The organism is Ancylobacter sp. 3268 (assembly GCF_031456575.1).
Classification (GTDB): Bacteria; Pseudomonadota; Alphaproteobacteria; order Rhizobiales; family Xanthobacteraceae; genus Ancylobacter.
In genome coordinates, this window is sequence record NZ_JAVDUX010000014.1 from 55,897 (window position 1) to 78,860 (window position 22,964).

Sequence of the window (22,964 nt, forward strand, 5' to 3'; positions counted from 1 at the left end):
ACACCGCCGGCGGACGTACCACCCACCGCCACGCAGAAGACGCGGCGCGCGTTCGGCGTCAGCGGGCCACGCGCCGGTCGCGGCGGCGGTCCTGCACCGGCTGATAGGCGATGCGGGAGTGGTAGGAACAATAAGGCAGGCCGGTCTTGGTGCGGCTGCCGCAATAATAGAAGTCGCCCTTGCCCGGCTCGCCCACCGGCCAGCGGCAGGTGAACTCGGTCAGGTCGAGAATGGTGCAGCGTTCCGCCATCGGGATGACGTTGGCGACCGGATCCGGCATTTCCACCGGCTCCGGCTCGATCACCGGGCGCATGACCGGGGCGAGCGCATTATTGCCGGAGACCATCGGCCGGGCCGGCGCGCTGGGCACCACTGCCGGGCGCGGCTTGCGCGGGCGGGGAGCCGGGGCGGCGGCGGCCTTGGCGCGGCCGGAGAGACCGAGGCGATGCACCTTGCCGATGACCGCGTTGCGGGTCACGCCGCCGAGCTCGGCGGCGATCTGGCTGGCGGACAGGCCTTCAGACCACAATTTCTTGAGGAGCTCGACGCGCTCGTCCGTCCAGTTCATCGCTGTTCCTCCTTGAGCTCATCGACCGCGCAGGCGGAATCCCGCAGGCTTCCGGCCGAACACGATCGGCCGGATTAATGCCGCTGACGCCACGATGGAATTTGCCGCCGCACGAGATGTCGTATCTGACGGTCGTGAGGCTACAATATGCGTAGACTCTCGCCCAGTCTGTTCAGAGCCGAAACGATCGTTTTCCCCAGTTGAGAGTCCGCGGCGCAACACTTGGTTAAGGATGTGAGTCGGATCAATAACTTGACTCGGCGCACTCGGCTCCCTCGATCACGATCCGGTTTGGAACGGCTCTGAAATGACCCTCCGCCCCTTCGCGGGCATTGTTCCGGCAGGCCCGGCATGCATCCATGGCGCCGCATGATTTGCGCCCGATGGAGAAGCCGATGACGCCGTATCCAAACGCCGCCGCCCCCGCGCCGGCCCGCCGTGTTTCCCGCCTCATGACCTCCCGCCTGATCGCTTCCGCCGTGCTTGCCGCCTCAGCCTTCCTCGCCCTGCCGGCCTCGGCCGCTCCGATCGCCGCGACGCTGTCGACGCCGGACGCGCTGGTCACCAAGGTCGCCCAGGGCTGCGGCCCCGGCGCCTGGCGCGGGCCCTGGGGCGGCTGCCGCGACACGCCCTATACCGGCCCGCTGCCCGGCGGCGGCTATGCCGTGCCGCCCGGCGCCCCGGTCTATTACGGCAATGGCTGCCCGCCCGGCTGGTGGCGCGGGCCGTGGGGCCACTGCCGCGACACCCCCTATCACGGGCGCCTGCCCGATGGCGGCTGGCAGTGAACCCGGCCTGAGCGGAGACCTATCATGACACATATCCTTGCCCGCCTTTCCGCCCTCGCCCCGATGGCCGCGCTCGCCGTGATGCTCGCCGCACCGGCCATGGCCCAGACCACGCCGCCGGCCGCACCGCCCGCGGACGCGCCGCCGCCGGTGGTCGATCTCTACACACCGGAGGACGCCCAGGCGGTGCTCGACGCCCGCCTCATCGCGCTGAAGACGGTGATCGGCCTCACCCCCGACCAGACCAAGCTCTGGGACCCGGTGGAGGCCGCCATCCGCCAAGCGGCGAAGAACGCCGCCGGCCGTGCCGCCGATCGCGCCAAGGCCGAGCCGGCGACCGACTTCCTCATCGTGCTGGAGCGTCTCGCCGACGCCGAGGCGGCACGGGCGCAGGACCTCAAGACGGTGATCGCCGCCGCCAAGCCGCTGGTCGCCTCGCTGACCCCGGAGCAGAAGCGCCGCATCCCCGGCTTCCTTGGCATGACCGACCGCGCCGGCCAGCCGCAGCCGACTTTGGAGCTGTGGATCTTCGAGGACGAGCAGGAGTGAGCCTGCCCGCCTGATGGCTGCAGGCGGATTTGTCTGCAGGCGGATCGCACCGGCCGGCGGCGCGCCCTGCCGCCGGCCATTTGTTGTCGGCCATTTGTTGTCGGCCATTTGTTGTCGGTCTGTCATGTTGACTGGCCATGTTGACCCCCGGCGGCGTTCCTTTAAAATCCGCCGCATCGGGTGCCGCCCCCGCAAGGGCGGCACGTTTCGTTTTGGGCCCAGGCTTTCAGAGCCGTCATCAATAGAGGAGGGGCAGGTGATCGACCCCATCCTGCCGACCTATAATCGCGTCGACCTGGTTTTCGAGCGGGGCGAAGGCGCCTGGCTGTTCACCAAGGACGGGCAGCGATATCTCGACTTCACCGCCGGCATCGCGGTGAACGTCCTCGGCCACGCGCATCCGCATCTCGTCGCGGCGCTGACCGAGCAGGCCGGCAAAGTGTGGCACCTGTCCAACGTGTTCCGCATCGAGGGCGCGGAGACGCTCGCGCGCCGCCTCGTCGAGGCGACCTTCGCCGACACCATGTTCTTCACCAATTCCGGCGCGGAAGCGCTGGAATGCGCGATCAAGATGGCGCGCAAATACCACTACGCCAACGGCGCGCCGGAGCGCAGCCGCATCGTCACCTTCGAGGGCGCCTTCCACGGCCGCACGCTGGCGACCATCGCCGCCGGCGGCAACGCCAAATATCTGGAAGGCTTCGGCCCGGCGCTGGAAGGCTTCGACCAGGTGCCGTATGGCGACCTCGAGGCGGTGAAGGCGGCCATCGGGCCGGAGACCGGCGCCATCCTCATCGAGCCGGTGCAGGGCGAAGGCGGCGTGCGCTCGGCCTCGTGGCCGTTCCTGCGCGCCCTGCGCGCGCTGTGCGACGAGAAGGGCCTGCTGCTGGTGCTCGACGAGGTGCAGTGCGGTGTCGGCCGCACCGGCAAGTTCTTCGCCCATGAATGGGCCGGCATCACGCCGGACATCATGGCGGTGGCCAAGGGCATCGGCGGCGGCTTCCCGGTCGGCGCCTGCCTCGCCACCGAAGAAGCCGCCAAGGGCATGACGCTCGGCACCCACGGCTCGACCTATGGCGGCAACCCGCTCGCCATGAGCGTCGCCAATGCCGTGCTCGACGTGGTGCTCGCCGACGGCTTCCTCGACAAGGTGCAGGCCACCGCCGCCCGCCTGCGCCAGCGCCTCGCCGAATTGAAGGACCGCCACCCCGCGGTCATCGCCGAGGTGCGCGGCGAGGGCCTGCTTATCGGCCTGCGCACCCTGGTGCCCAATGGCGACCTCATCGCCGCCATGCGGGCCGAGCACATGCTGGCGCCGGCGGCGGCGGAGAACGTCGTGCGCCTGCTGCCGCCCCTGAACATCGGCGAAGCGGAGATCGACGCCGCCTTCGAGAAGCTCGATGCCGCCTGCACGCGCATCGAAGCCTCTCTCACCGCATCCGAGGGAGCCGCGGCATGACGGCCAATGACGCGAAGAACGGCGTGAAGCATTTTCTCGATCTGAACGCCCTGCCCGCCGGCGAACTGCGCGAACTCATGCGCTTCTCGCACGATCTGAAGAAGCGCCGGCAGAAGGTGGCGCTGGAGAAGCCCTTTGCCGGCAAGGTGCTGGCGATGGTGTTCGACCAGCCCTCCACCCGTACCCGCATCTCCTTCGATGTCGCCATGCGCCAGCTCGGCGGCGAGACCATCATGCTCACCGGCGCCGAGATGCAGCTCGGTCGCGGCGAGACCATCGCCGATACCGCCAAGGTGCTGTCGCGCTATGTCGACGCGATCATGATCCGCATCCTCGATCATGCCGCGCTGGAGGAACTCGCCGCCCACGCCACCGTGCCGGTGATCAACGGGCTGACCCGCGACAGCCATCCCTGCCAGATCATGGCGGATGTGATGACTTTCGAGGAGCACCGGGGTTCGATCCAGGGCCGCACGGTCGCCTGGACCGGCGACGCCAACAATGTGCTGACCTCCTGGGTGCACGCGGCGGAGCGCTTCGATTTCGCGCTCAACGTCGCCACCCCGCCGGAGCTCGCCCCGCGCCCGGCGCTGGTCGATTGGGTGAAGCAGACCGGCGCCCGCGTGCGCTTCGGCACCCGCGCCGAGGAAGCGGTCGAGGGCGTCGATTGCGTCGTCACCGACACCTGGGTGTCGATGGGCGATGTGGAGGCCGAACGCCGCCACAACCTGCTCAAGCCCTATCAGGTCAACGGCGCGCTGATGCGGCGCGCGGCCAAGGACGCGCTTTTCATGCACTGCCTGCCGGCCCATCGCGGCGAGGAAGTCACCGACGAGGTGATGGACGGTCCGCAATCGGTGGTGTTCGACGAGGCGGAGAACCGGCTGCACGCGCAGAAGGGCATCCTCGCCTGGTGCCTGGAGGGCGCCTCGGCCTGAGCTCGCCGGGCGCCCCGCGGGGGCGCCCATCGTCCCGGCTCCGGCGGCGCGGGAGGCCGGAACCACCGCCTCTCGCGCAACGCCACCTTCGCACCCATATGGGCGGGCGACATGACACACTCCATCCCCACCCCCGATCCTTCGCAGACCGCCCGCCTCCCGCTCGCCGAGGCGGTGGACGATCAGGTCACCCCTTTCCACGTCGACGGCCTCGACGTGCGCGGGCGCGTGGTGCGCCTCGGCAGCGCGCTCGATGCCGTCATGGCGCACCACACCTATCCGCCGCTGGTCAAGCGTCTGCTCGGCGAGGCGGTGGCGCTCACCGTGCTGCTCGGCTCGACGCTGAAGATCTCCGGCCGCTTCATCCTGCAGACCCGCACCGACGGGCCGGTGGACCTGCTGGTGGTCGATTTCACCGCGCCGCAGGATGTGCGCGCCTATGCGCGTTTCAACGCGGAGCGCCTGCAGGCGATGCAGGCGGCGCTGACGCCCGGCCAGCGGCTCGACAGCGGCGCGCTGCTCGGCGCCGGCCATCTCGCCATGACCATCGACCAGGGGCTGAGCGCCAACCGCTACCAGGGCATCGTGGCGCTGGAAGGCGGCAATCTCGAGGATGCCGCGCATCGTTACTTCGCCCAGTCGGAGCAGATCCCCACCCGTGTGCGGCTCGCGGTGGCCGAGGAGGTGCATCCCGGCGATGCCGCCTCGTCGTGGCGCGCCGGCGGGCTGATGGTGCAGTTCCTGCCGACCGAGGGCGGCCGTATCCGCCCGGTCGACCTGCATCCGGGCGATGCGCCGGAAGGCACCGAGCTTCCGGCGGCGGCGGAGGGCGACGATGCCTGGATGGAAGCGCAGTCGCTGGTCGGCACGCTGGAGGATGTCGAGCTGGTCGATGGCGATCTCTCCGCCGAACGGCTGCTGTTCCGGCTGTTCCACGAGCGCGGCGTGCGGGTGTTCCAGGCGGAAAACGTCGTCGCCAAATGCTCCTGCTCGCGCGAGCGCGTCACCAATGTGCTGGCGAATTTTTCGCGCGAGGAGCGCGAGAGCCTCGTCGAGGACGGCAAGGTGGTGGTGACCTGCGAATTCTGCGGCCGCGCCTATGACTTCAAGGCCGAGGAGATCGTCGGCCCGGAGGAGCCGGAAGCCGCCTCCGACGAGGCGTGAGCGGGCGCCCCCGCCCAAGCGTCATCCCGGACGGCTCACAGGACCGGGCCAGGATCGCGTAGAAGCGACCTGCCCCCTCTCCCCATTGGGGAGAGGGCTGGGGTGAGGGGTCTTCGAGGCTTCCCAATCGCGTCGCCCCTCACCGACCCGCCTCGCGGACCACCTCTCCCCAGCGGGGAGAGGAAAGGCAGGCCCCGAAGGGTCGGGATCACGCAAATCGCGTTTCGCCCTTGCCTTTATGAAGCGTCGTCATCCTGAGGTGCGAGCACAGCGAGTCTCGAAGGATGGGTCTCCGGTTGCGCCCGCATCTGGACGAGCATCCTTTCGAGGCCCGGCTACCGCCGGTGACCTCAGGATGAAATCGGTCGGAACGAGAACAATCACCGGCCAGCCTCTCGGCCAGCCGCGCGTCCCCTGAGGTCTCCCCCCAGCGCCTCGCCTACCCCGCACATTCCGCGATCAGCCCGTCGAGGAACCGCTCGCAGGCGCGCAGCTGCGCCACTTCGATGAATTCGTCCGGCTTGTGCGCCTGGTCGATCGAGCCCGGCCCGCAGATCACCGTCGGCACGCCCTGGGCCTGAAAATGGCCGCCCTCGGTGCCGTAGGAGACGGCGAAGGTGGCGTTCTGCCCGGCGAGCCGCAAGGCCAGCCGTTCCGCCTCCGAGCCCGGTTGCGGGGAGAGCGGCGGCACCCGGTAGGTGAAATGGGTGCTGATCTCCGCCTCCGGCGCGTCGGCCTGCAGCTTCGGCAGCACGATCTGCCGGGCGAAGCGCTCGAAACCGGCGACGAGGCTTTCCTCGTCGAAATCCGGCAGGCCGCGCAGATTCCATTTCACCACGCAGCGGCGCGGCACGATGTTGCCGGCGGTGCCGCCCTCGATGCCCACCACCTGCAAGGTCGAGTTCGGCGGATCGAAGCGTCCCGAGGCGTCGCCGGCCTCGATCAGTTCCACCCGCAGCCGGTCGAGTTCGGCAATAAGTTCGGCGCTGGCGAAGATGGCGTTGGCGCCGAGATGCGGCATGGAGGAATGCGCCTCGCGGCCGGTCACCGTCGTCACATAGCCGGTACCGGATTTGTGCGCGTCCACCACCTTCATCGAGGTCGGCTCGCCGACGATGCAGGCGCGCGGCAGCGGCAGCTCGACGCCCAGCTTGCGCACCGCCGGGATCACCCCGGTGCAGCCCAGTTCCTCGTCATAGGAGATCAGCAGGTGGATCGGCGTCGCCAGCCGCGAAGCCACCATGTCCGGCACCTTGGCGAGGCAGGCGGCGACGAAGCCCTTCATGTCGCAGGCGCCGCGGCCATAGAGCCGGTCGTCCTTCGGCGTCAGGGTGAAGGGATCGGTGCTCCAGGGCTGGCCGTCCACCGGCACCACGTCGGAATGACCGGAGAGGCAGACGCCGCCGACGCCCTCGGGGCCGATGGTGGCGAACAGGCTAGCCTTCTCGCCATCGGCGCTCGGCACCAGCACCGAGGCGACGCCGAAGGCCTCCAGATAGTCGCGCACGAAGCCGATCAGCCGGAGGTTGGAATTGCGGCTCGTGGTGTCGAAGCCCACGAGATAGGCCAGCAATTCCTCGGTGGTGGTACGGCCTGCCAGCATGAACGCTCCCGGATTCCGCGCTTCGTCGATCCACCGAGCATAGACGGTATCATGCGGTCCGCGGCAAGTCCGTTACAGTCCTCCGTTACAGTCCTCCGTTCCGGTCCTCGCCGCGCGCCCAGCCTGGGTCAGCGCCGCCAGAAGCTCGGCAGGAACAGCACCAGCACGGTGAACAATTCGAGGCGCCCGAGCAGCATGCCGAAGGACAGGATCCAGATCACATGGTCCGGCAGGCCGGCGAAATTGGTCGCCGGGCCGATATGCGGGCCGATGCCGGGGCCGACATTGCCGATGGCGGTGATGGCGCCGGAAAGCGCGGTGGCGAGGTCGAGGCCGAACCAGTTCAGCGCGATGGCGATCACCGCGAAACTGGCGAGGTAGAGAAAGCCGAAGGACAGCACCGAGGCGACGACGGCGTCGTCGATCGGCGCGCCGCCATAGCGCACCGGGAACACGCCGCTGGGATAGATGATGCGCTTCAGATGCTGCACCAGCGCCGAGCCGAGAATGGCGATGCGGAAGGTCTTCATGCCGCCGGAGGTCGAGCCGGTGCAGCCGCCGAGAAACAGCAGGATGAAATAGAGCGCGTCGGTGGGCGGCCCCCAATGGGTGAAGTCCACCGCGACGAAGCCGGTGGTCGAGATCAGCGACACCACATTGAACAGCGCCTGGCGCAGCGCGGTCTCGCCTTCGGCGATGCCGCCCCGCACCTGCTCGAACATCGAGATCAGGGTGAACACGGCGACCAGGGCGAGGAAGAGCCGCACCTCGGTATTGGCGAACAGCCGCGAGAAATCGCCGGCCAGCACCCGCACATAGAGCAGGAAGGGCAGCGAGCCGGCGATCATGAACACGATCGCCACATATTCGATGGCGGCGCTGTGGAAAAAGCCGATCGAGGCGTCGTGGGTGGAGAAGCCGCCGGTGGAGATCGTCGCCATGGCATGGGCCACCGCGTCGAAGGCGTCCATGCCGGCGAACGCATAGGCGAGCCCGCACAGCAGCGTCAGCGCGACATAGGTGCCGATAATGCCCTTGGCGAGCTGCGCGGCGCGCGGCAGCACCTTCTCGGATTTGTCGGAGGATTCCGCCCGGAACAGCTGCATGCCGCCGATCTGCAGCATCGGCAGGAACGCCATGGCGAAGACGATGATGCCGATGCCGCCGTACCAGTGCAGGAAGGCGCGCCAGATCAATATGCCCGGCGGGCGGTCGTCGAGATTGGCGATCACCGTCGCCCCGGTGGTGGTGAGCCCCGACATCGCCTCGAAATAGGCGTCGGCGAAGGACAGCCGCGTCTCCGACCACATGAAGGGAATGGCGGCGAACAGCGAGAGCAGCACCCAGCTCAGCGTCGTCAGGATGAAGGCCTGCCGCAGGCCGAGCAGTTCCACCTCGCCGGTACGGCCGGCGAGCCACAGCGACAGGCCGACGAAGACGGTGATCGCCGCGGTGGCGGCATAGATGATGAAGTCACCCTCCCCCGCCATCACGTCGACGAGGGCCGGAATCATCATGGTGGTGCCGAGGACGGCCAGCAGCACGCCGAGCACGGCGGCGATCGGACGGAAATCGATCACGGATGCGAGGACTCGGCTCGTCACGGCGGGTTGCACGCAGCCGAGCATAACCGCTTCCCCGATGCGCCGGAAGCGGCAAGCGTGCCCGGCGGGGCGCCGGCGTTCAGTTGAGCGTGCGGGCGGTGCCCGGCATGTCCAGCGAGAAGCCCGGCACCTCGACGTCGAACGTCTCGCCGCCCTCGTCTACCAGGCCGTAGCTGCCCTCCATCGAGCCGGTAGAGGTCGGCAGCGGCACGCCGCTGGTATATTCGAAATGCGCGCCGGGCGGCAGCACCGGCCGCTCGCCCACCACCCCGGCGCCGCGCACCTCCTGCACCCGCCCCAGCGCATCGGTGATGATCCAGTGGCGGGTCAGAAGTTGCACCGTGGAGGCGCCGAGATTGACGATCTCGATGGTGTAGGCCCAGAAATACTGGCTGCGCGCGAGGTCGGAGCGTTCCGGCGCGAAACGCGGCGTCACCGTCACCTGCACGCCGCGCGTGGTGGCCCTGTACATTCCGCTCTCCTCGAATCCGTCGCCGGGCAGTGAAGGCCGATTGCGCGACAAGGGCAAGGCGGAGAGGGGCCCCACCATACGCCCCCTTTCCTTCCCTCTCCCCGTTGGGGAGAGGTGGCCCGCGAAGCGGGTCGGTGAGGGGAGACGCGATCGGGAAGCTGCGAAGACCCCTCATCCCACCCCTCTCCCCGCCGGGGAGAGGGAGCCGCCCGGCAGCACACCGACGCGCAGGAAACGCGGAGGGACGCCCGCCGCTCACACCGCCTTCAGCGCGCGCTGGATGTCGTCGGCAAGGTCGTCGACATGCTCGAGCCCGACCGACAGCCGCACCATGCCGTCGGAGATGCCCATCTCCGCCCGCGCCTCGGCGTTGAAGCGCTGATGCGTGGTGGTCGCCGGGTGGGTCACCAGGCTCTTGGCATCGCCGAGATTGTTGGAGATGCGCACCACCTTCAGCTGGTTGAGGAAGCGGAAGGCGCCGGCCTTGCCGCCCGCCACCTCGAAGGTCACCAGCGTGCCGCCGCCGCGCATCTGCCGCTTGGCCAGCGCGTATTGCGGATGGTCGGCGCGGTAGGGGTAGATCACCTTGCCGATCTTGCCTTCGCCGGCGAGCCGGTCGGCCAGCGCCGCCGCGCTCGCCTGCGAACGCTCGATGCGCAGCGGCAGCGTCTCCAGTCCCTTCAGCATCACCCAGGCGTTGAACGGCGACACCGATGGGCCGGTCTGGCGCAGGAAGGTCTGCAGATGGTCGGTCAGGAATTGCTGCGAGCACAGGATGACGCCGGCGAGGCAGCGCCCCTGGCCATCAATGTGCTTGGTCGCCGAATAGACCACGATGTCCGCCCCGAGCGCGATCGGGCTCTGCAGCATCGGGGTGGCGAACACGTTGTCGACCACCAGGCTGGCGCTGGCATCATGGGCGATCTTGGCCACCGCGGCGATGTCGACCAGTTCGAGCGTCGGGTTGGTGGGGCTCTCGAGGAAGAACACCTTGGTCACCGGCGTCACCGCCGCCTGCCAGGCGGCAAGGTCGGTGCCGTCGACCAGCGTCGAGGTCACGCCGAAGCGCGGCAGCAATTCCTCGATCACATAGCGGCAGGAGCCGAACAGCGCGCGCGCCGCCACCACATGGTCGCCGGCCTTGAGCTGGCACAGCAGCGACGCCGTCACCGCCGCCATGCCGGAGGCGGTGGCGCGGGCCACTTCCGCGCCTTCCAGCAGGGCGAGGCGGGCCTCGAACATCGCCGTGGTCGGGTTGGAATAGCGGGTATAGATGAAGCCGGGATCGTCGCCCTTGAAGCGGGCTTCCGCCTGTTCGGCGGTGTCGTAGACATAGCCCTGCGTCAGGTAGAGCGCCTCGGAGGTCTCCGCGAAGGGCGAACGCAGGATGCCGCCATGCACCAGGCGGGTATCGGGGCGCAGTTCGGCGATCTCGGCGGGAGTAAGCTTGGGTTCGGAAGAGGAAGCGGTCATTCGGCGACTCCGGTGTCTTGCGTAAGACCGGGGACGCCCACGCGCACACGCCGCGCGGCCCCGACCTCTTTAGCAACCTTGTTTAGCGTGGCGGCAAGCCGGTCGGCTTCAAATGACCACGTGGTGGAGGCAATTAGCGCCGCCGCCCGCTTGGCGTCAAGGGGCGCGTCCGGTAAAGCGAACGCGGGACATTCACCCTTTTGGCGATCACTCAACCGAAGCGAGACGAAGCGTGTCCGAACTGGGTCTGCCCGCAACAGGTGACGGCATTCTGCCGGACAGCGCCATCGCCGCGCTCAGTGCCGCCGGTGCCATCCGCGCCGTGGCGCCCTTCGATGCCGACCAGATCCAGCCGGCGAGCCTCGATCTGCGCCTCGGCGACACCGCCTGGCGCATCCGGGCGAGCTTCCTGCCCGGCGCCGATGCCGATGTCGCCGACCGGCTGAAGCAGCTCGCCCTGCACAAGCTCGATCTCGCCACCGGCGAGGTGCTGGAGACCGGCTGCGTCTATCTGGTCGAGCTGCAGGAAGCCCTCGCCCTGCCGGCCGGCATCGCCGCCTCCACCAATCCGAAGAGCTCCACCGGCCGGCTCGACGTGTTCACCCGCGTCATCGCCGACCGTGCCCGCTCCTTCGACGTCATCCCCGCCGGCTATCAGGGCAAGCTCTATCTGGAGATCAGCCCCCGCACCTTTCCGATCCTCGCGCGCAAGGGTTCGCGGCTGTCGCAGATCCGCTTCCGCCGCGGCGACGCCCGCCTCGGCGAGGCGGAGACCTCGGCGCTCAATGCCGCCGAGCGCCTGGTCGATACCCCGCAGCCGGACGTCGCCGGCGGCGGCATCGCGGTCAGTGTCGACCTGTCGGGCGCCGGCTTCGGCGGGCTGCTCGGCTTCCGGGCCAAGCGCCACACCGGGCTGATCGACATCGACAAGCGCGCCGCCTGCGATGTCGACGATTATTGGGAGCCGCTGGTGACGCGCGGCCGGCGCGAACTGGTGCTCGACCCCGACGCCTTCTACATCCTCGCCTCCAAGGAAGCCGTGCATGTGCCGCCCGGCTTCGCCGCGGAGATGGTGCCGTTCGACCCGCTGGTCGGCGAGTTCCGCGTGCACTACGCCGGCTTCTTCGATCCCGGCTTCGGCCATGCGGCGGCCGGCGGGCAAAACAGTCCGCATCGTGGGGCCCGCGCGGTGCTGGAAGTGCGCTCGCGCGAGGTGCCGTTCATCCTGGAAGACGGCCAGATCGTCGGCCGCCTCGTCTATGAGCGCATGCTGGAGACGCCGCGCTCGCTCTATGGCGAGGGCCTCGGCTCCAACTACCAGGCGCAGGGCCTGAAGCTGTCCAAGCATTTCCGGCCGTGGGTACGGGAAGGCTGACGCGCGAGGGGCGAGCGCCGACCAGACGAAGATCACGGCCGGCAAACCTTTGGATGGCTTCGGCAAAACCGGCGTCTGATGGTGCATGCCGCACTGCAATGAGACGCTCCCGGCGGTCCGAAAGGCGGACCCAAGCAGGAGCAGGATCATGGCCGGAGCCATTCTTTCGCAGTCGTCCTTCACCGCGATCATCGACGCGCCGTTCGAGAAGATCGACATCCCCGCATGGCTCTATGCGCTGCCGACCGCCGAATACAAGCGCTGCTCGCCGGATCACATTGCCTGCGGCGCGACCTTCGCCGATGACGGCACCCGCATGTCGATCAATGTGGAGCGCATCGGCGGCGCGCTCTTGGTGCAGAACTATGTCGAGCACCACGCCGATCCGCACGATCTGAAGCTCGTCTCGATCACCGACGTCTTCGGCGCCCAGGGCCGCACCACCTCGGAAGTGACCTGGGAGCTGTCCGCCCGGCAGCTGGAAGACGGCCGCGTCGAATACCGCAACAGCGTCACCGCCCGCGCCACCGATGCCTTCGACGCGTTCATCAAGGAGCACGGCATCGCCTTCGAGGAGGCCGCCGCCGCTCGCCAGAAGGCGTCGTCGGTGCACAATCAGGGCGAGACGCCACTCTTCGCCAAGAGCATCGAAAAGGCGGCATTGGCCAAGCGTTGACTTGCTAAGGCCGGGCTCTACCGTGCGGCGGGTTCATCCCGCCGGCGGGTCGCGTCCCTCGACGAAGGCGCGAAGCAAATGATGCGCGATCGCCATCGGCGGCGGCGCCACCAGCCCGTCCGGGTGGGTGCGGGTCAGCAGCAGCCGGGCCTCGTCGCGGTGGAACCAGCGCGCGCCCTCCAGCTCGACATCGTCGATGCGGATCTCCCGGCTGGCCGCCTGAAGGTGGAAGCCGATCATCACCGACATCGGGAACGGCCAGGGCTGCGAGCACAGATAGCGCGCCGCCCCGGTGCGGATGCCGGCCTCCTCGAGGGTCTCGCGCCGCGCCGCCTCCTCGAAGGTCTCGCCCGGCTCAACGAAGCCGGCGAGGCACGACCACACGCCCGGCGCGAAGCGGGCGGAGCGGCCGAGCAGGCATTCCTCGCCGTCGATGGTCAGCATGATCACCACCGGGTCGGTACGCGGGAAATGCTGCGCGCCGCAATGCGGGCATTCCCGCCGCCACCCCGCCTCGCCGACGGTGAGCCGGGTGCCGCAATTGGAGCAGAAGCTGCGCCGGGCATGCCAGGCGAGCATCGCCTTGGCGCAGGCGAGCTCGGCGAGCTCCGGCGGCGACACCAGCCCCTGCACGGCGATCGAGCGCAGGTCGGTGAGCAGGAACTCCTCCCGCTCGGCCAGCACCGCTGCCGATGCGGCGTGCAGCGGCAGCACGATGTGCGGCACCTCGCCATCGAGGCCGAGCAGGCAGGCTTCGCCGGTGCGCCCGCCCAGCGCCACCGCCTCGGCGAACGGCATGAGGGCCCGCTGCTCCCCCTCGCCGGCCCTGGCCAGCACCACCGTCTCGCCGGCGATCAGGCAGGCCTGCGCCCGCGGGTCGGCGAGGAATTCCGGCATGCGCGCGCGCCGGTCGCTGGCCCGGTCGAGCCGGAAGGCGCTGTAGCCGAGAGCCGGCCACTCCCCGAGCCCGGCGGCATCGAAATCGCTCACGCTCACGCCAGATCCTCCAGCGCCGCCTTGAGCGGCTCGATCAGGTCCTGCGCCGCGGCCCAGGCATAGGGCACCGGCGCGCCGCGCCCCCAGACCGGGTTCGGCCAGGCGGTGTCGGTCTCGAAGCGGGCGATGACATGGATGTGCAGCTGCCGCACCATATTGCCCAGCGCCGCCACGTTCAGCTTGTCGCAGCCGGTCTGCGTCTTCAGCGCCCGCGCCACCGCGTCGAGCTCGTGCATCACCGAGGCGCGGGTCGCCGGGTCGAGGTCGATCAGCTCGGTGGCGCCGGCAATGCGCGGCACCAGGATCAGCCAGGGGTAGCGGGCGTCGTTCATCAGCAGCAGCGTGCTGCGCCGCAGTTCGGCAACGGGAAAGGTGTCGGCCGCCAGGCGCGCGTCGAGGGCGAAGGGCTCGCGGCCGGCATCGGTGCCGGCGGTTTCCGGTGTCGTCACGTCTCATCTCCCTGCGGGTCGGCTCGTCGGCCACCTATAGCCGAGCCGGGCGGCGGAAGGCAGCGGCAATCGCGCGGCGGCCCGGCGAGCCGGTCCGCCCGCCGACTTTCCGGCTTGATAAGACACGCGGCAGCGGTCTTCATGGCGCCCTCGACAGTGGAGATGCCGATGCCGCTTCGCCCCTTCCCGTTTCTCGCCGCCGCGCTTGCCCCGGCGCGGGCGACGGCACCGGTCTCCTCCTCGGCCGGCCGCCCAGCCCCTCGCCGTCCAGGCGCCTGAGTGACCACCGCGCGCCTGCCCCGTCCTCCATTGCAGATCGCATCATGACCGAGCTCCGCAGCCTCTACCCCGCCATCGAACCCTATGAGACCGGCCGGCTCGATGTCGGCGACGGCCATTCGCTCTATTACGAACGCGTCGGCACGCCGGGCGCCAAGCCGGCGGTGTTCCTGCATGGCGGGCCGGGCGCCGGCATCAGCGAGAGCCACCGCCGGCTGTTCGACCCCGCGCGCTACGACGTGATCCTGTTCGACCAGCGCGGCTGCGGCCGCTCCACCCCATATGCCGCGCTGGAGGCCAACACCACCTGGGACCTCGTCGCCGATATCGAGCGGCTGCGGGAGACATTCGGCCATGAGCAGTGGCTGGTGTTCGGCGGCTCCTGGGGCTCGACGCTGGCGCTCGCCTATGCCGAAACCCACCCGGAGCGGGTCTCGGCGCTGATCCTGCGCGGCATCTACACCATGACCCGCGCCGAGATCGACTGGTATTACCGCTTCGGCGTGTCGGAGATGTTCCCGGACAAATGGGAGCGATTCCTCACCCCCTTGAGGACCGAGGCCGAGCGGGCCGATCCGGTGCGCGCCTATCGCGCTTTGCTCACCGGCGACGACGAGACGAGGAAGCTGGAAGCCGCCAAGGCGTGGACGATCTGGGAGGGCGAAACCATTACCCTGCTGCCCAATCCGGAGCTCACCGCGCCCTATCATGACGGCCATTACGCGCTGGCCTTCGCGCGGGTTGAGAACCACTATTTCTTCCACGATTCCTGGCTGGAGGAAGGCCAGCTGCTGCGCGACGCTCCCAGGCTCGCCGGCATTCCCGGCGTCATCGTGCATGGCCGCTACGACATGCCCTGCCCGGCGAAATATGCCTGGCTGCTACACAAGGCATGGCCGGAAGCCGAGTTCCACCTCATCGAGGGCGCCGGGCACGCCTATATCGAGCCGGGGATACTCGACCGGCTGATCCGGGCGACGGACCGCTTCGCGGGCTGAGCGCAAGAAGTCGGGCTCGCCGCTCGATGGCAGGCGAACGACACGAGTGCCCGCGAGCGGTGCAGGTATCCCATCGATCGGCGAAAACCCGCCGCGGTCTCCCACGGCGGGCTTGTCATTGGAAATGCCAGGTATCGGCGGCCGAGGTCAGATGGTCGGGCAACCCGGCGCATTGGCGAAACGAATACGTTCCGGGCCGCGACGGCTCATGCCTTCGACCGTGATCGAACGATCCGTCACCCGCACCACCTCGGCACCACGCAGGCCCTCCTCGCGGGCTGCGGCCCGCGCCTCCCGCTGGCTACACCCCATGCGGCGCGGGCCGCGGTCGTCATAGCGATAGCGGGGCTCATTGGGCACGGTGCGCACACCGCCGGGGCCGACTTCGATATTGAAGCCTTGCGCCTGGGCGGCGATGGGAGCAACAAGCATCGGCGAACTCGCGAGCAGAACACCGGCAGCGGCAATGGAAAATATCTTGCGCATGATCGTCTCCTCGACAGTGAATTTCGAAGCCATTTCGTGACGATACAATTTCCCTTTTCACCAATGGTTCCGCATTCACCCCATTTTACCTTTGAGTAGGCATTGATTGTGTTTCGTTCCGCCGAACATATCCTGCTGCCGATCCCTCGCGCCTTGACGCATCGCTGGCTCGCTTCCCCCTTGCATCCCCGCTCCATCTGCCCGATATAGGCGGCGGGAGGTTGGCGGTGGACGAGCCACTCGCCAACCGGGTCAGGTCCGGAAGGAAGCAGCCCCAACGAGCCCGTCTCGGGTCGCATGTCAGCCTCCCACCCTTTCCTGTTGCCCGGAGCGCCGGCGATGGCCGAGAATCCGCCCGCCGGCCGGTAGCGTGCCGCACGCGGCGGCGTTGCCGTGGTGCTGCTGACGGCAATGGCGGCGATATCCCGCCTGCCGCATGAAACCTTTTTCGACGGCGTCGTGGTTTCCGGCATCGCGGCGGTCGCGCTTCTCGCCGCCTGGGCGCTGTGGCGGCTGCCACGCCGGCAGTCGATCGGCGGCTGAGCGCCGACGCATCCGCCTGGCCCCGGTGCCTGGCCGCGCTGCGCGACCCCGATGCCTCGCTCCGATGCCTTGCCGCGGCGATTTTTCCCCACCCTTTCGCCCGCCGGTTGCCTCGATGCCATCTCGCGATGCTATGTAGGGACCATGGAAGGGACCATGAGCGCCGACACGCCCGATACTTCCGACGACATGCCGAGCCTGATTGCCGGGACGCCGCCGGCTGCCGCCCGATCGGGAGCGGCGGCGACGCCCTATCGCGTGCTGGCGCGCAAATACCGGCCACAGACCTTTGCCGATCTGATCGGGCAGGAGCCGATGGTGCGCACCCTGCGCAACGCCTTCGCCTCCGGGCGCATCGCGCAGGCCTATATCCTCACTGGCGTGCGCGGGGTGGGCAAGACCACCACCGCCCGCATCCTCGCCCGCGCCCTGAATTACGAGCCGATGGACGCCCCGCCGGGCGGCGGCGTGCCGACGCTCGACATGCCCGCGCTCGGCCGCCATTGCCGCGACATCATCGAATCGCGCCATGTCGACGTGCAGGAGATGGACGCCGCCTCCAATACCGGCATCGGCGACGTGCGCGAGATCATCGAGGCGACCCGCTACCGGCCGGCGCTGGCGCGCTACCGCGTCTTCATCATCGACGAAGTGCACATGCTCTCCAACGCGGCCTTCAACGGCCTGCTGAAGACGCTGGAAGAGCCGCCGGAGCATGTGAAGTTCGTCTTTGCCACCACCGAGATCCGCAAGGTGCCGGTGACCGTGCTCTCGCGCTGCCAGCGCTTCGATCTGCGCCGCATCGACAGTGGCGTGCTGGCGAGCCATCTGCGCGGCATCTGCGCGACGGAGGGCGTCACCATCGATGCCGAGGCGCTCAGCCTTGTCGCCCGCGCGGCCGAGGGCTCGGTGCGCGATTCGCTCTCGCTGCTCGACCAGGCCATCGCGCATGGCAGCGGGACGGTGCATGCCGAGCAGGTGCGCTCGCTGCTGGGCCTCGCCGATCGCGGCCGGATCATCGATCTGTTCGAGGCGCTGATGAGGGGCGACATCGGCAGCGCCCTCGTCGAGCTGCGCGAGCAATACGACACCGGCGCCGACCCGGCGGTGGTGATCGCCGATCTCGCCGAGTTCACCCATCTGGTCACCCGGCTGAAGATCCTGCCGCAGGCCGCCGAGGACGCGGCGCTGGTGGAGGCCGAGCGGGTGCGCGGCCGCGCCCTCGCCGAGGCGCTGTCGATGCGGGTACTGGCCCGCGCCTGGCAGATGCTCACCAAGGGCCTTGCCGAGGTGCAGCAGGCAGCCAAGCCGATGCAGGCGGCGGAGATGGCGCTGGTGCGCCTCGCCTATGCCAGCGACCTGCCGACCCCTGACGAGGCGCTGCGCAAGCTGCGCGATACCGAGGGGGCTCCGGGCGGGGGCGGCGACGTTCCGGCTCCCCGCATGGGCGGTTCCACGCCCGGTCCGCTGGCCCGCACGTCCGGCCCGGCAACCGCCGCGGCGGTGCAATCGGCCGCAATTTCGAAGCAGTTGGCCTCACCGGTCGCCAGCGCCGCGCCATCGGCCGCACCGTACACCGCACCGGCCTCGCATCTGGCGCTCGCCAGCCGCACCGAAACCCCGCGCCCGGTCGAACGGCCGGCGGAAGCGGCGCCGGGCATCCGCATCGAGACCATGGCCGATCTGGTGGCGCTGGCCTCCGCCCGCCGTGACCTTAAGCTCAAGTTTTCATTGGAGAATCACGTCCGGCCCGTCGCCTTCGAGGATGGCAGGCTGGAGATCGCCCTCACCGCCGAGGCCGGCCCCGGCTTGCTCACCGAGCTGCAGAACAAGCTCAGCGACTGGACGGGCCGGCGCTGGCTAGTGGCGATCTCGCGCGAGGAAGGCGAGCAAACCGTTGCGGAGAAAGCGAAATCCGCCCGCGAGACCCTGCTCACCGACGTGCAGGCCAACCCGTTGGTGGAAGCGGTGCTGTCCCGCTTCCCCGGCGCAAAGATCGTGGATGTGCGCACCACGGTCGAGGTCCCGCAAGAGATTGATTATACGAGCGATTCAGACCTGATGGCCGCGCGAGACGACGGCCCGGGCCCGGATGATGAAATCGAATTCTGAGGTAAGGAACCCCGCATGAAAGACCTGCTCGGCATGATGTCCAAGGTGAAGGAAATGCAGGCCCGCATGGAGCAGATGCAGGCCGAGCTCGACGCCATCGAGGTCGAGGGCGCTTCCGGCGGCGGCATGGTGATGGTGCGCATGAGCGCCAAGGGCGCCCTGAAGGGAATCACCATCGATCCCAGCCTGCTCAAGGCGGAAGAGGCTGAAATCCTTGAGGATTTGATCGTCGCCGCTCATGGTGACGCGCGGGTCAAGGGCGAAAGGCTGATCCAGGAGCGCACCCAGGCACTCACCGCCGGACTGCCGATCCCGCCCGGACTGAAGCTGTTCTAGCCAATTGAATTATCGAGGTCTTTTGACCTCTCAGCTCCCCGCGGGGCCGGTGCCCGCAGAAGCCGGAGCACGCCATCGGTGATGGTCGGCGCATGGCGCGACAGCGGGCCGTCAAGCCGGCCATAGAGCGCGAACACCGCCGGCTGCACCAGCGCCCCGAGAGCCATGGCTGCCGCCATTGCCGGCGGCTGTGGCAGCTCGAAGCCGTCATCGACGCTCCCGGCCAGCAGTTCGGCCAGCGCTGCAACGGCGTTGTGCTCGCAATCGTCCGGCACATGGGCGAGATGATCGTGCTGGCTGATAAGGAGATAGGCGAACAGCGCCGGTTCCTCGTCGAACAGTCGGCAGCCGAAGTCGATCACCGCCCGCAGGCGTGACGACAGATCCGTATGTCGCTGAGCCATATCACGAATCGACTGCGCCAAGCTGGCGTAGCGATCAAGAAAGAGTGCGCGTGCCAGTTCTTCCTTGGAGGCGAAATGGCGGTACAGCGCGCCCTCCGACACCCCCACCGCCTCGGCGATTTCCCGCACCGAGGTGCCCGCCACTCCGCGCGCCGCGAACAGCCGAAGCGCGGCTTCCTCGATCCGCGCGCGGGTGCGCGTGCCGTCGCGACCGCGACGGTCGGAGGTGGCGATGGGCGGCACCATCAGGCCTCGCCGCTACGCGGGGCGACACTGCGCGCCGCCACGGCCTCGAGCGCCTTGTTCCGGGCCGCCATGAAATCGACCTTGCCGGAGCCGAGCAGCGGTAGGCTGTCCATCGGCAACACCTCGGCCGGGATCATCAACTCGGTGGTACCAAGCTCGCGTCCATGCGCCTGCAAGGCAGCGCGTGTGAGGTCGGTGGCGGTGGTAAGCAACAGAATACGCTCGCCTTTTCTCGCATCGGGGATGGCGACCGCGACATGTTCGGCATCCGGCCGCAGCGCCGCCACCATCGCATCGACGGCTGCCAGCGAGACCATCTCGCCGGCGACCTTGGCAAAGCGCTTGGCCCGGCCGCGAATGGCGACGAAGCCCTCATCGTCGACGGCGACGATGTCGCCGGTGTCGTACCAGCCGCCCTCCGGCGGCTGCATCTCGCCCGGCGCCTCGGCACGCAGATAGCCGAGCATGATGTTCGGGCCCTTTACGTGAAGCCGGCCGCCATCTTCGATGCCGGTCACGGCTTCGAGACGGTAACTTATGCCCGGCAGGATACGCCCGACGGTGCCCGCCTTATTGAACATCGGCGTATTCACCGCCACCACGGGCGAGCACTCCGTCACGCCGTAGCCCTCGAGGATGCGGTGGCCAAAGCGCTCCATCCAGACCCGCCGGGTCTCCGCCTTCACCGGCTCGGCGCCGGCAACCACGAAGCGCAGCGAACGGAAATCATAGGGATTGGCCGTGCGAGCATAGCCGGAAAGGAAGGTATCGGTGCCGAAGATGGCGGTGGCATTGGTGGCGTAGACCAGCTCGGGGATGATCCGGTAGTGCAGCGGCGAGGGATAGAGATAGGTCTTGGTGCCGGAAACGATGGGCAGTACCAGCCCGCCAAGCAGGCCGAAGGAATGGAACACCGGTAGCACGTTGAAGATGATGTCGGCCGGCGAGAAGTCGATGCGCGCCGCCACCTGCGCCACATTGGCCAGCATGTTGCGATGACTTAGCACCACACCCTTCGGCACACCCTCGGACCCTGATGTGAACAGGATGAAGGCAGGGCCATCCGGGTCCATCTTCACCGGCAGGCGCGCCGGCAGGAAGCCCTTCAGCTTGTCGAACGACGTGATGCCCGCGCGCACGTCCTCCGTCATCACGATCCGCACATGCTTGGCGAGTTCGGCGAGTTCCGGCTCCAGCCGCGCCTTCTCGATGAAGGTCCTGGAGGAGACGACGGTGGTCAGCTTCGCCGTCTTGCAGGCGGAAACGAGATTGGCGGCGCCGGCCGTGTAGTTGAGCATGGCCGGAACACGGCCATGGCGGTGCAGGCCGAGCAGCACCACGGCGATGCCGGCGGCATTCGGCAGCAGCACGCCCACGGTCTCGCCCGGCCCGGTCAGCGCCGCAAGCTTGGCGCCGAGTATCTTGGCGCCGAGGAACAGCTTGCGATAGGTGAGCTGAGTGCCCAGCGGATCCTCGACGATCAGCCGCCCGCGGCCGAGGCGATCTGCCGTCGCCTCCACCGCCTCGTAGAGCGTCGTGCCGGTATGGCTGGTCTCGAACACCAGGTCGCTCATCACGTCGTAGAGGCCGGCGCCGGCCGCGCGACGCCGCTTGCGGCCGAAAAGCTCGGGATCCACTTTCAGGCGGCGCGGCGGCAGGATGGTGACGCGCACTTTGGGAAACCAGCGCTTGCGGGTCTGGTCCGCGGTGAGGCGCGAGAAGGGGGTTTGCTCCAGCCCCTCGATGCGTACGGGGACGATCTGCGCGTCCGACTTGTCGGCGACCAACGCCGAGCCGTCATAGATCTTCATGATCGAGCCGGTCACGGTGATGCGGCCCTCGGGGAAGATCACCAGCGTTTCGCCCTGCTGCACCAGGCGGATGAGGTCGCGGGTGGCCAGCGGCCGGGTCGGGTCGAGCGGGAACGCACGCACCAGCTCGAGGAATGGCTTGACCCACCACTTCTGGGCGATGCCGGCATCGACTGCAAAGATCGGATCATTGTCGAGCAGCGCCATGATCAGCGGCGCGTCGAGGAAGCTCACATGGTTGATCGCCACCACGGTGCGCTGGCCATTGGCGCGTAGATGCTCGGCCCCGGAGACCTCGACGCGGAACAGCACCCGGAAGATGACGCGGATCAGGTCCCGCAGCACATGGCCCTGGAAGGCGCGCCCCACCCCGACCGCGACCAGCAGCGTGGAAATCCCGACCAACGCCATCAGCAGCGGCACGCCGGCGCCGGCGAATTGCAGCAGCGCGACCACGACCGCCGCTGCGGTCATGAAGGCGGCGTTGAGCACATTGTTGGCGGCAATCACCCGGGCCCGCTGGTCCTCCGGCGCCTCACTCTGCACATAGGCGAAGGTCGGCACCACGAAGGCACCTCCCGAGGCCGCGAGCCCGGTGAGCGCCAGGGCGATCCAAGGGCCGGAGGCGGTGGCGAGGAATTCCCGCCAGCCCATCAGCGCCGCCGGGGTCGGCTCCCCGGCGATGCCCCAGGCGATGAGCAGCGCGAAAATGCCGAGCGTGACGCCGGAGAGCGGCACCAGCGCCAGCAATATGTGCCCTTCCGACAGCTTGGCCGCCAGGATGGAGCCGATGGCGACGCCCACGGTGAACAGCATCAGGAACAGGGTGACGACGCTCTGGTCGCCACCGATATTCTCCTGCACCATCGTCGGCAGCAGGGACAGCACAACCGCGCCGATTAGCCAGAACCAGCTAACGATTAGCGCACCCACCCACACCGTGCGGCGGGTTCTGAGTTCCCCGAGCAATTGAACGGTGGCGCGCAGGATGTTGGTGTCGATCCGGAGATCCGGCGCCGCAGCGCCGGTCGGCGGAATGAGGCGGGCGGCGAGCCAAGTGAAAACCGTCACCACGAAAGTGAAGACGGCGACCGACCATTCCCCCGTATGAGTGATGGCTATGGCACCCCCCACGGTGCCGGCAAGGATGGCGATGAAGGTTGCCATCTCGATCAGCGCATTGCCGGAGACCAGTTCCTCCTTGGCGAGGTGATCCGGCAGGATGCCGTATTTCACCGGGCCGAACAGCGCGCTGAGCGCACCCATGAAGAACAGACCGACAAAGAGCAGCGGCAGGGACTGCAGCACGAAGCCGATCACCGCCACGAGGATGATCCAGATCTCGGCGAATTTCAGCCGGCGCGCCACCAGCGCCTTGTCATAGCGGTCGGCCAGCTGGCCGCCGAGCGCGGAAAGCAGGAAGAAGGGCAGGATGAACACGCCGCCGGCGGCGGTGACGAGGGCGCCGCCATGGGTTTCGCCAAGCCCGTAAAGGATTAGCAGAGCGAGGGCGTTCTTCACGAAATTGTCGTTGAAGGCGCTGAAAAACTGGGCCCAGAACAACGGCGCGAAACGCCGTGCCATCATCAGCCGCGTGAACATCAGCGCTCCCTCCATTTTGTTAGTGAACGATCA

21 protein-coding genes, 1 other RNA gene and 1 riboswitch are annotated in these 22,964 nt (G+C 68.4%); of the genes, 12 read left to right on the plus strand and 10 right to left on the minus strand.

The features are described from left to right. Positions 1-58: 58 nt before the first annotated feature. Entirely contained in the window at positions 59-568 is a 510-nt protein-coding gene (locus J2X65_RS19175; RefSeq protein WP_310204264.1) for a GcrA family cell cycle regulator, read from the minus strand. Between the two features lie 452 nt (positions 569-1,020). Here J2X65_RS19175 and J2X65_RS19180 point away from each other — a divergent pair, with 452 nt between their 5' ends. The 5 genes from J2X65_RS19180 (at position 1,021) to J2X65_RS19200 (ending at position 5,466) form a co-directional block, all read left to right on the plus strand. Beyond that, entirely contained in the window at positions 1,021-1,356 is a 336-nt protein-coding gene (locus tag J2X65_RS19180; protein WP_404977762.1) for a GCG_CRPN prefix-to-repeats domain-containing protein, read from the plus strand. A 24-nt stretch (positions 1,357-1,380) separates the two neighbouring features. Further along, entirely contained in the window at positions 1,381-1,905 is a 525-nt protein-coding gene (locus J2X65_RS19185; RefSeq protein WP_310204271.1) for a Spy/CpxP family protein refolding chaperone, read from the plus strand. 256 nt (positions 1,906-2,161) lie between these two features. Next, positions 2,162-3,364 (plus strand): aspartate aminotransferase family protein, encoded by a 1,203-nt coding sequence (locus tag J2X65_RS19190; protein ID WP_310204274.1) that lies wholly within the window; start codon positions 2,162-2,164, stop codon positions 3,362-3,364. After that, positions 3,361-4,302, plus strand: a complete 942-nt coding sequence (argF, locus tag J2X65_RS19195) for an ornithine carbamoyltransferase (RefSeq protein WP_310204277.1) — start codon at positions 3,361-3,363, stop codon at positions 4,300-4,302. Before J2X65_RS19190 ends, argF begins: the two co-directional genes overlap by 4 nt. Positions 4,303-4,413: 111 nt before the next feature. Further along, entirely contained in the window at positions 4,414-5,466 is a 1,053-nt protein-coding gene (locus J2X65_RS19200; protein ID WP_310204279.1) for an Hsp33 family molecular chaperone, read from the plus strand. 439 nt (positions 5,467-5,905) lie between these two features. On the opposite strand, the gene argE is transcribed toward J2X65_RS19200, so the two are convergent. From argE to J2X65_RS19220, 4 genes are all read right to left on the minus strand, one after another. Beyond that, positions 5,906-7,069 (minus strand): acetylornithine deacetylase, encoded by a 1,164-nt coding sequence (gene argE / locus J2X65_RS19205; RefSeq protein ID WP_310204282.1) that lies wholly within the window; start codon positions 7,067-7,069, stop codon positions 5,906-5,908. A gap of 128 nt (positions 7,070-7,197) precedes the next feature. Beyond that, entirely contained in the window at positions 7,198-8,649 is a 1,452-nt protein-coding gene (locus J2X65_RS19210) for a TrkH family potassium uptake protein (RefSeq protein ID WP_310204285.1), read from the minus strand. 103 nt (positions 8,650-8,752) lie between these two features. Further along, the gene (gene apaG / locus J2X65_RS19215; protein WP_310204289.1) at positions 8,753-9,145 is read right to left on the minus strand and encodes a Co2+/Mg2+ efflux protein ApaG; all 393 of its coding nucleotides are present in this window, start codon (positions 9,143-9,145) and stop codon (positions 8,753-8,755) included. A gap of 255 nt (positions 9,146-9,400) precedes the next feature. Continuing rightward, on the minus strand, positions 9,401-10,618 hold the full coding sequence (locus J2X65_RS19220; RefSeq protein WP_310204293.1) for an O-succinylhomoserine sulfhydrylase: 1,218 nt from the start codon (positions 10,616-10,618) through the stop codon (positions 9,401-9,403). Between the two features lie 48 nt (positions 10,619-10,666). Beyond that, a riboswitch (SAM riboswitch) is annotated at positions 10,667-10,748 on the minus strand. A 102-nt stretch (positions 10,749-10,850) separates the two neighbouring features. Between J2X65_RS19220 and J2X65_RS19225 the strand changes: the two genes are divergently transcribed. Beyond that, entirely contained in the window at positions 10,851-11,993 is a 1,143-nt protein-coding gene (locus J2X65_RS19225) for a 2'-deoxycytidine 5'-triphosphate deaminase (RefSeq protein ID WP_310204297.1), read from the plus strand. Positions 11,994-12,141: 148 nt separating this feature from the next. Continuing rightward, positions 12,142-12,669, plus strand: a complete 528-nt coding sequence (locus J2X65_RS19230) for a hypothetical protein (RefSeq protein ID WP_310204300.1) — start codon at positions 12,142-12,144, stop codon at positions 12,667-12,669. 33 nt (positions 12,670-12,702) lie between these two features. Here the strand turns inward: J2X65_RS19230 and nudC are convergent, their stop codons facing one another. Continuing rightward, the gene (nudC, locus tag J2X65_RS19235; protein ID WP_310204303.1) at positions 12,703-13,665 is read right to left on the minus strand and encodes an NAD(+) diphosphatase; all 963 of its coding nucleotides are present in this window, start codon (positions 13,663-13,665) and stop codon (positions 12,703-12,705) included. After that, the gene (locus tag J2X65_RS19240; RefSeq protein ID WP_310204307.1) at positions 13,662-14,114 is read right to left on the minus strand and encodes an HIT family protein; all 453 of its coding nucleotides are present in this window, start codon (positions 14,112-14,114) and stop codon (positions 13,662-13,664) included. The genes nudC and J2X65_RS19240 overlap by 4 nt, the downstream gene beginning before the upstream one ends. A 320-nt stretch (positions 14,115-14,434) precedes the next feature. Here J2X65_RS19240 and pip point away from each other — a divergent pair, with 320 nt between their 5' ends. After that, entirely contained in the window at positions 14,435-15,391 is a 957-nt protein-coding gene (gene pip, locus J2X65_RS19245) for a prolyl aminopeptidase (protein WP_310204599.1), read from the plus strand. Between the two features lie 147 nt (positions 15,392-15,538). Here pip and J2X65_RS19250 read toward each other — a convergent pair whose 3' ends face one another. Then, positions 15,539-15,877, minus strand: coding sequence for a hypothetical protein (locus tag J2X65_RS19250; RefSeq protein ID WP_310204310.1), 339 nt, complete (start codon positions 15,875-15,877; stop codon positions 15,539-15,541). A 216-nt stretch (positions 15,878-16,093) separates the two neighbouring features. Here J2X65_RS19250 and ffs point away from each other — a divergent pair. The 4 genes from ffs (at position 16,094) to J2X65_RS19270 (ending at position 18,868) form a co-directional block, all read left to right on the plus strand. Beyond that, positions 16,094-16,189: signal recognition particle sRNA small type (ffs, locus tag J2X65_RS19255), an RNA gene on the plus strand. Between the two features lie 81 nt (positions 16,190-16,270). Continuing rightward, positions 16,271-16,420 carry a hypothetical protein gene (locus J2X65_RS19260; protein WP_310204312.1) on the plus strand — a complete coding sequence of 50 codons (150 nt, stop codon included), beginning with the start codon at positions 16,271-16,273 and terminating at the stop codon, positions 16,418-16,420. A 156-nt stretch (positions 16,421-16,576) separates the two neighbouring features. Beyond that, entirely contained in the window at positions 16,577-18,532 is a 1,956-nt protein-coding gene (locus tag J2X65_RS19265) for a DNA polymerase III subunit gamma/tau (protein WP_404977757.1), read from the plus strand. Positions 18,533-18,547: 15 nt separating this feature from the next. Then, complete coding sequence (locus J2X65_RS19270) at positions 18,548-18,868, plus strand: YbaB/EbfC family nucleoid-associated protein (protein ID WP_310204315.1); 321 nt, start codon at positions 18,548-18,550, stop codon at positions 18,866-18,868. On the opposite strand, the gene J2X65_RS19275 is transcribed toward J2X65_RS19270, so the two are convergent. After that, positions 18,865-19,518 (minus strand): helix-turn-helix domain-containing protein, encoded by a 654-nt coding sequence (locus J2X65_RS19275; RefSeq protein ID WP_310204318.1) that lies wholly within the window; start codon positions 19,516-19,518, stop codon positions 18,865-18,867. The genes J2X65_RS19270 and J2X65_RS19275 overlap by 4 nt on opposite strands. Continuing rightward, complete coding sequence (locus J2X65_RS19280; RefSeq protein WP_310204321.1) at positions 19,518-22,931, minus strand: acyl-[ACP]--phospholipid O-acyltransferase; 3,414 nt, start codon at positions 22,929-22,931, stop codon at positions 19,518-19,520. The genes J2X65_RS19275 and J2X65_RS19280 overlap by 1 nt, the downstream gene beginning before the upstream one ends. Positions 22,932-22,964 lie beyond the last annotated feature (33 nt).

What these genes read in the sequence shown, in the direction of transcription:
- J2X65_RS19175 (WP_310204264.1), bottom strand. Translation starts at nt 568, where the DNA reads ATGAACTGGACGGACGAGCGCGTCGAGCTCCTCAAGAAATTGTGGTCT.
- J2X65_RS19180 (WP_404977762.1), top strand. Translation starts at nt 1,021, where the DNA reads ATGACCTCCCGCCTGATCGCTTCCGCCGTGCTTGCCGCCTCAGCCTTC.
- J2X65_RS19185 (WP_310204271.1), top strand. Translation starts at nt 1,381, where the DNA reads ATGACACATATCCTTGCCCGCCTTTCCGCCCTCGCCCCGATGGCCGCG.
- argF (WP_310204277.1), top strand. Translation starts at nt 3,361, where the DNA reads ATGACGGCCAATGACGCGAAGAACGGCGTGAAGCATTTTCTCGATCTG.
- J2X65_RS19200 (WP_310204279.1), top strand. Translation starts at nt 4,414, where the DNA reads ATGACACACTCCATCCCCACCCCCGATCCTTCGCAGACCGCCCGCCTC.
- argE (WP_310204282.1), bottom strand. Translation starts at nt 7,069, where the DNA reads ATGCTGGCAGGCCGTACCACCACCGAGGAATTGCTGGCCTATCTCGTG.
- apaG (WP_310204289.1), bottom strand. Translation starts at nt 9,145, where the DNA reads ATGTACAGGGCCACCACGCGCGGCGTGCAGGTGACGGTGACGCCGCGT.
- J2X65_RS19220 (WP_310204293.1), bottom strand. Translation starts at nt 10,618, where the DNA reads ATGACCGCTTCCTCTTCCGAACCCAAGCTTACTCCCGCCGAGATCGCC.
- J2X65_RS19230 (WP_310204300.1), top strand. Translation starts at nt 12,142, where the DNA reads ATGGCCGGAGCCATTCTTTCGCAGTCGTCCTTCACCGCGATCATCGAC.
- J2X65_RS19250 (WP_310204310.1), bottom strand. Translation starts at nt 15,877, where the DNA reads ATGCGCAAGATATTTTCCATTGCCGCTGCCGGTGTTCTGCTCGCGAGT.
- J2X65_RS19265 (WP_404977757.1), top strand. Translation starts at nt 16,577, where the DNA reads ATGAGCGCCGACACGCCCGATACTTCCGACGACATGCCGAGCCTGATT.
- J2X65_RS19270 (WP_310204315.1), top strand. Translation starts at nt 18,548, where the DNA reads ATGAAAGACCTGCTCGGCATGATGTCCAAGGTGAAGGAAATGCAGGCC.
- J2X65_RS19275 (WP_310204318.1), bottom strand. Translation starts at nt 19,518, where the DNA reads ATGGTGCCGCCCATCGCCACCTCCGACCGTCGCGGTCGCGACGGCACG.
- J2X65_RS19280 (WP_310204321.1), bottom strand. Translation starts at nt 22,931, where the DNA reads ATGTTCACGCGGCTGATGATGGCACGGCGTTTCGCGCCGTTGTTCTGG.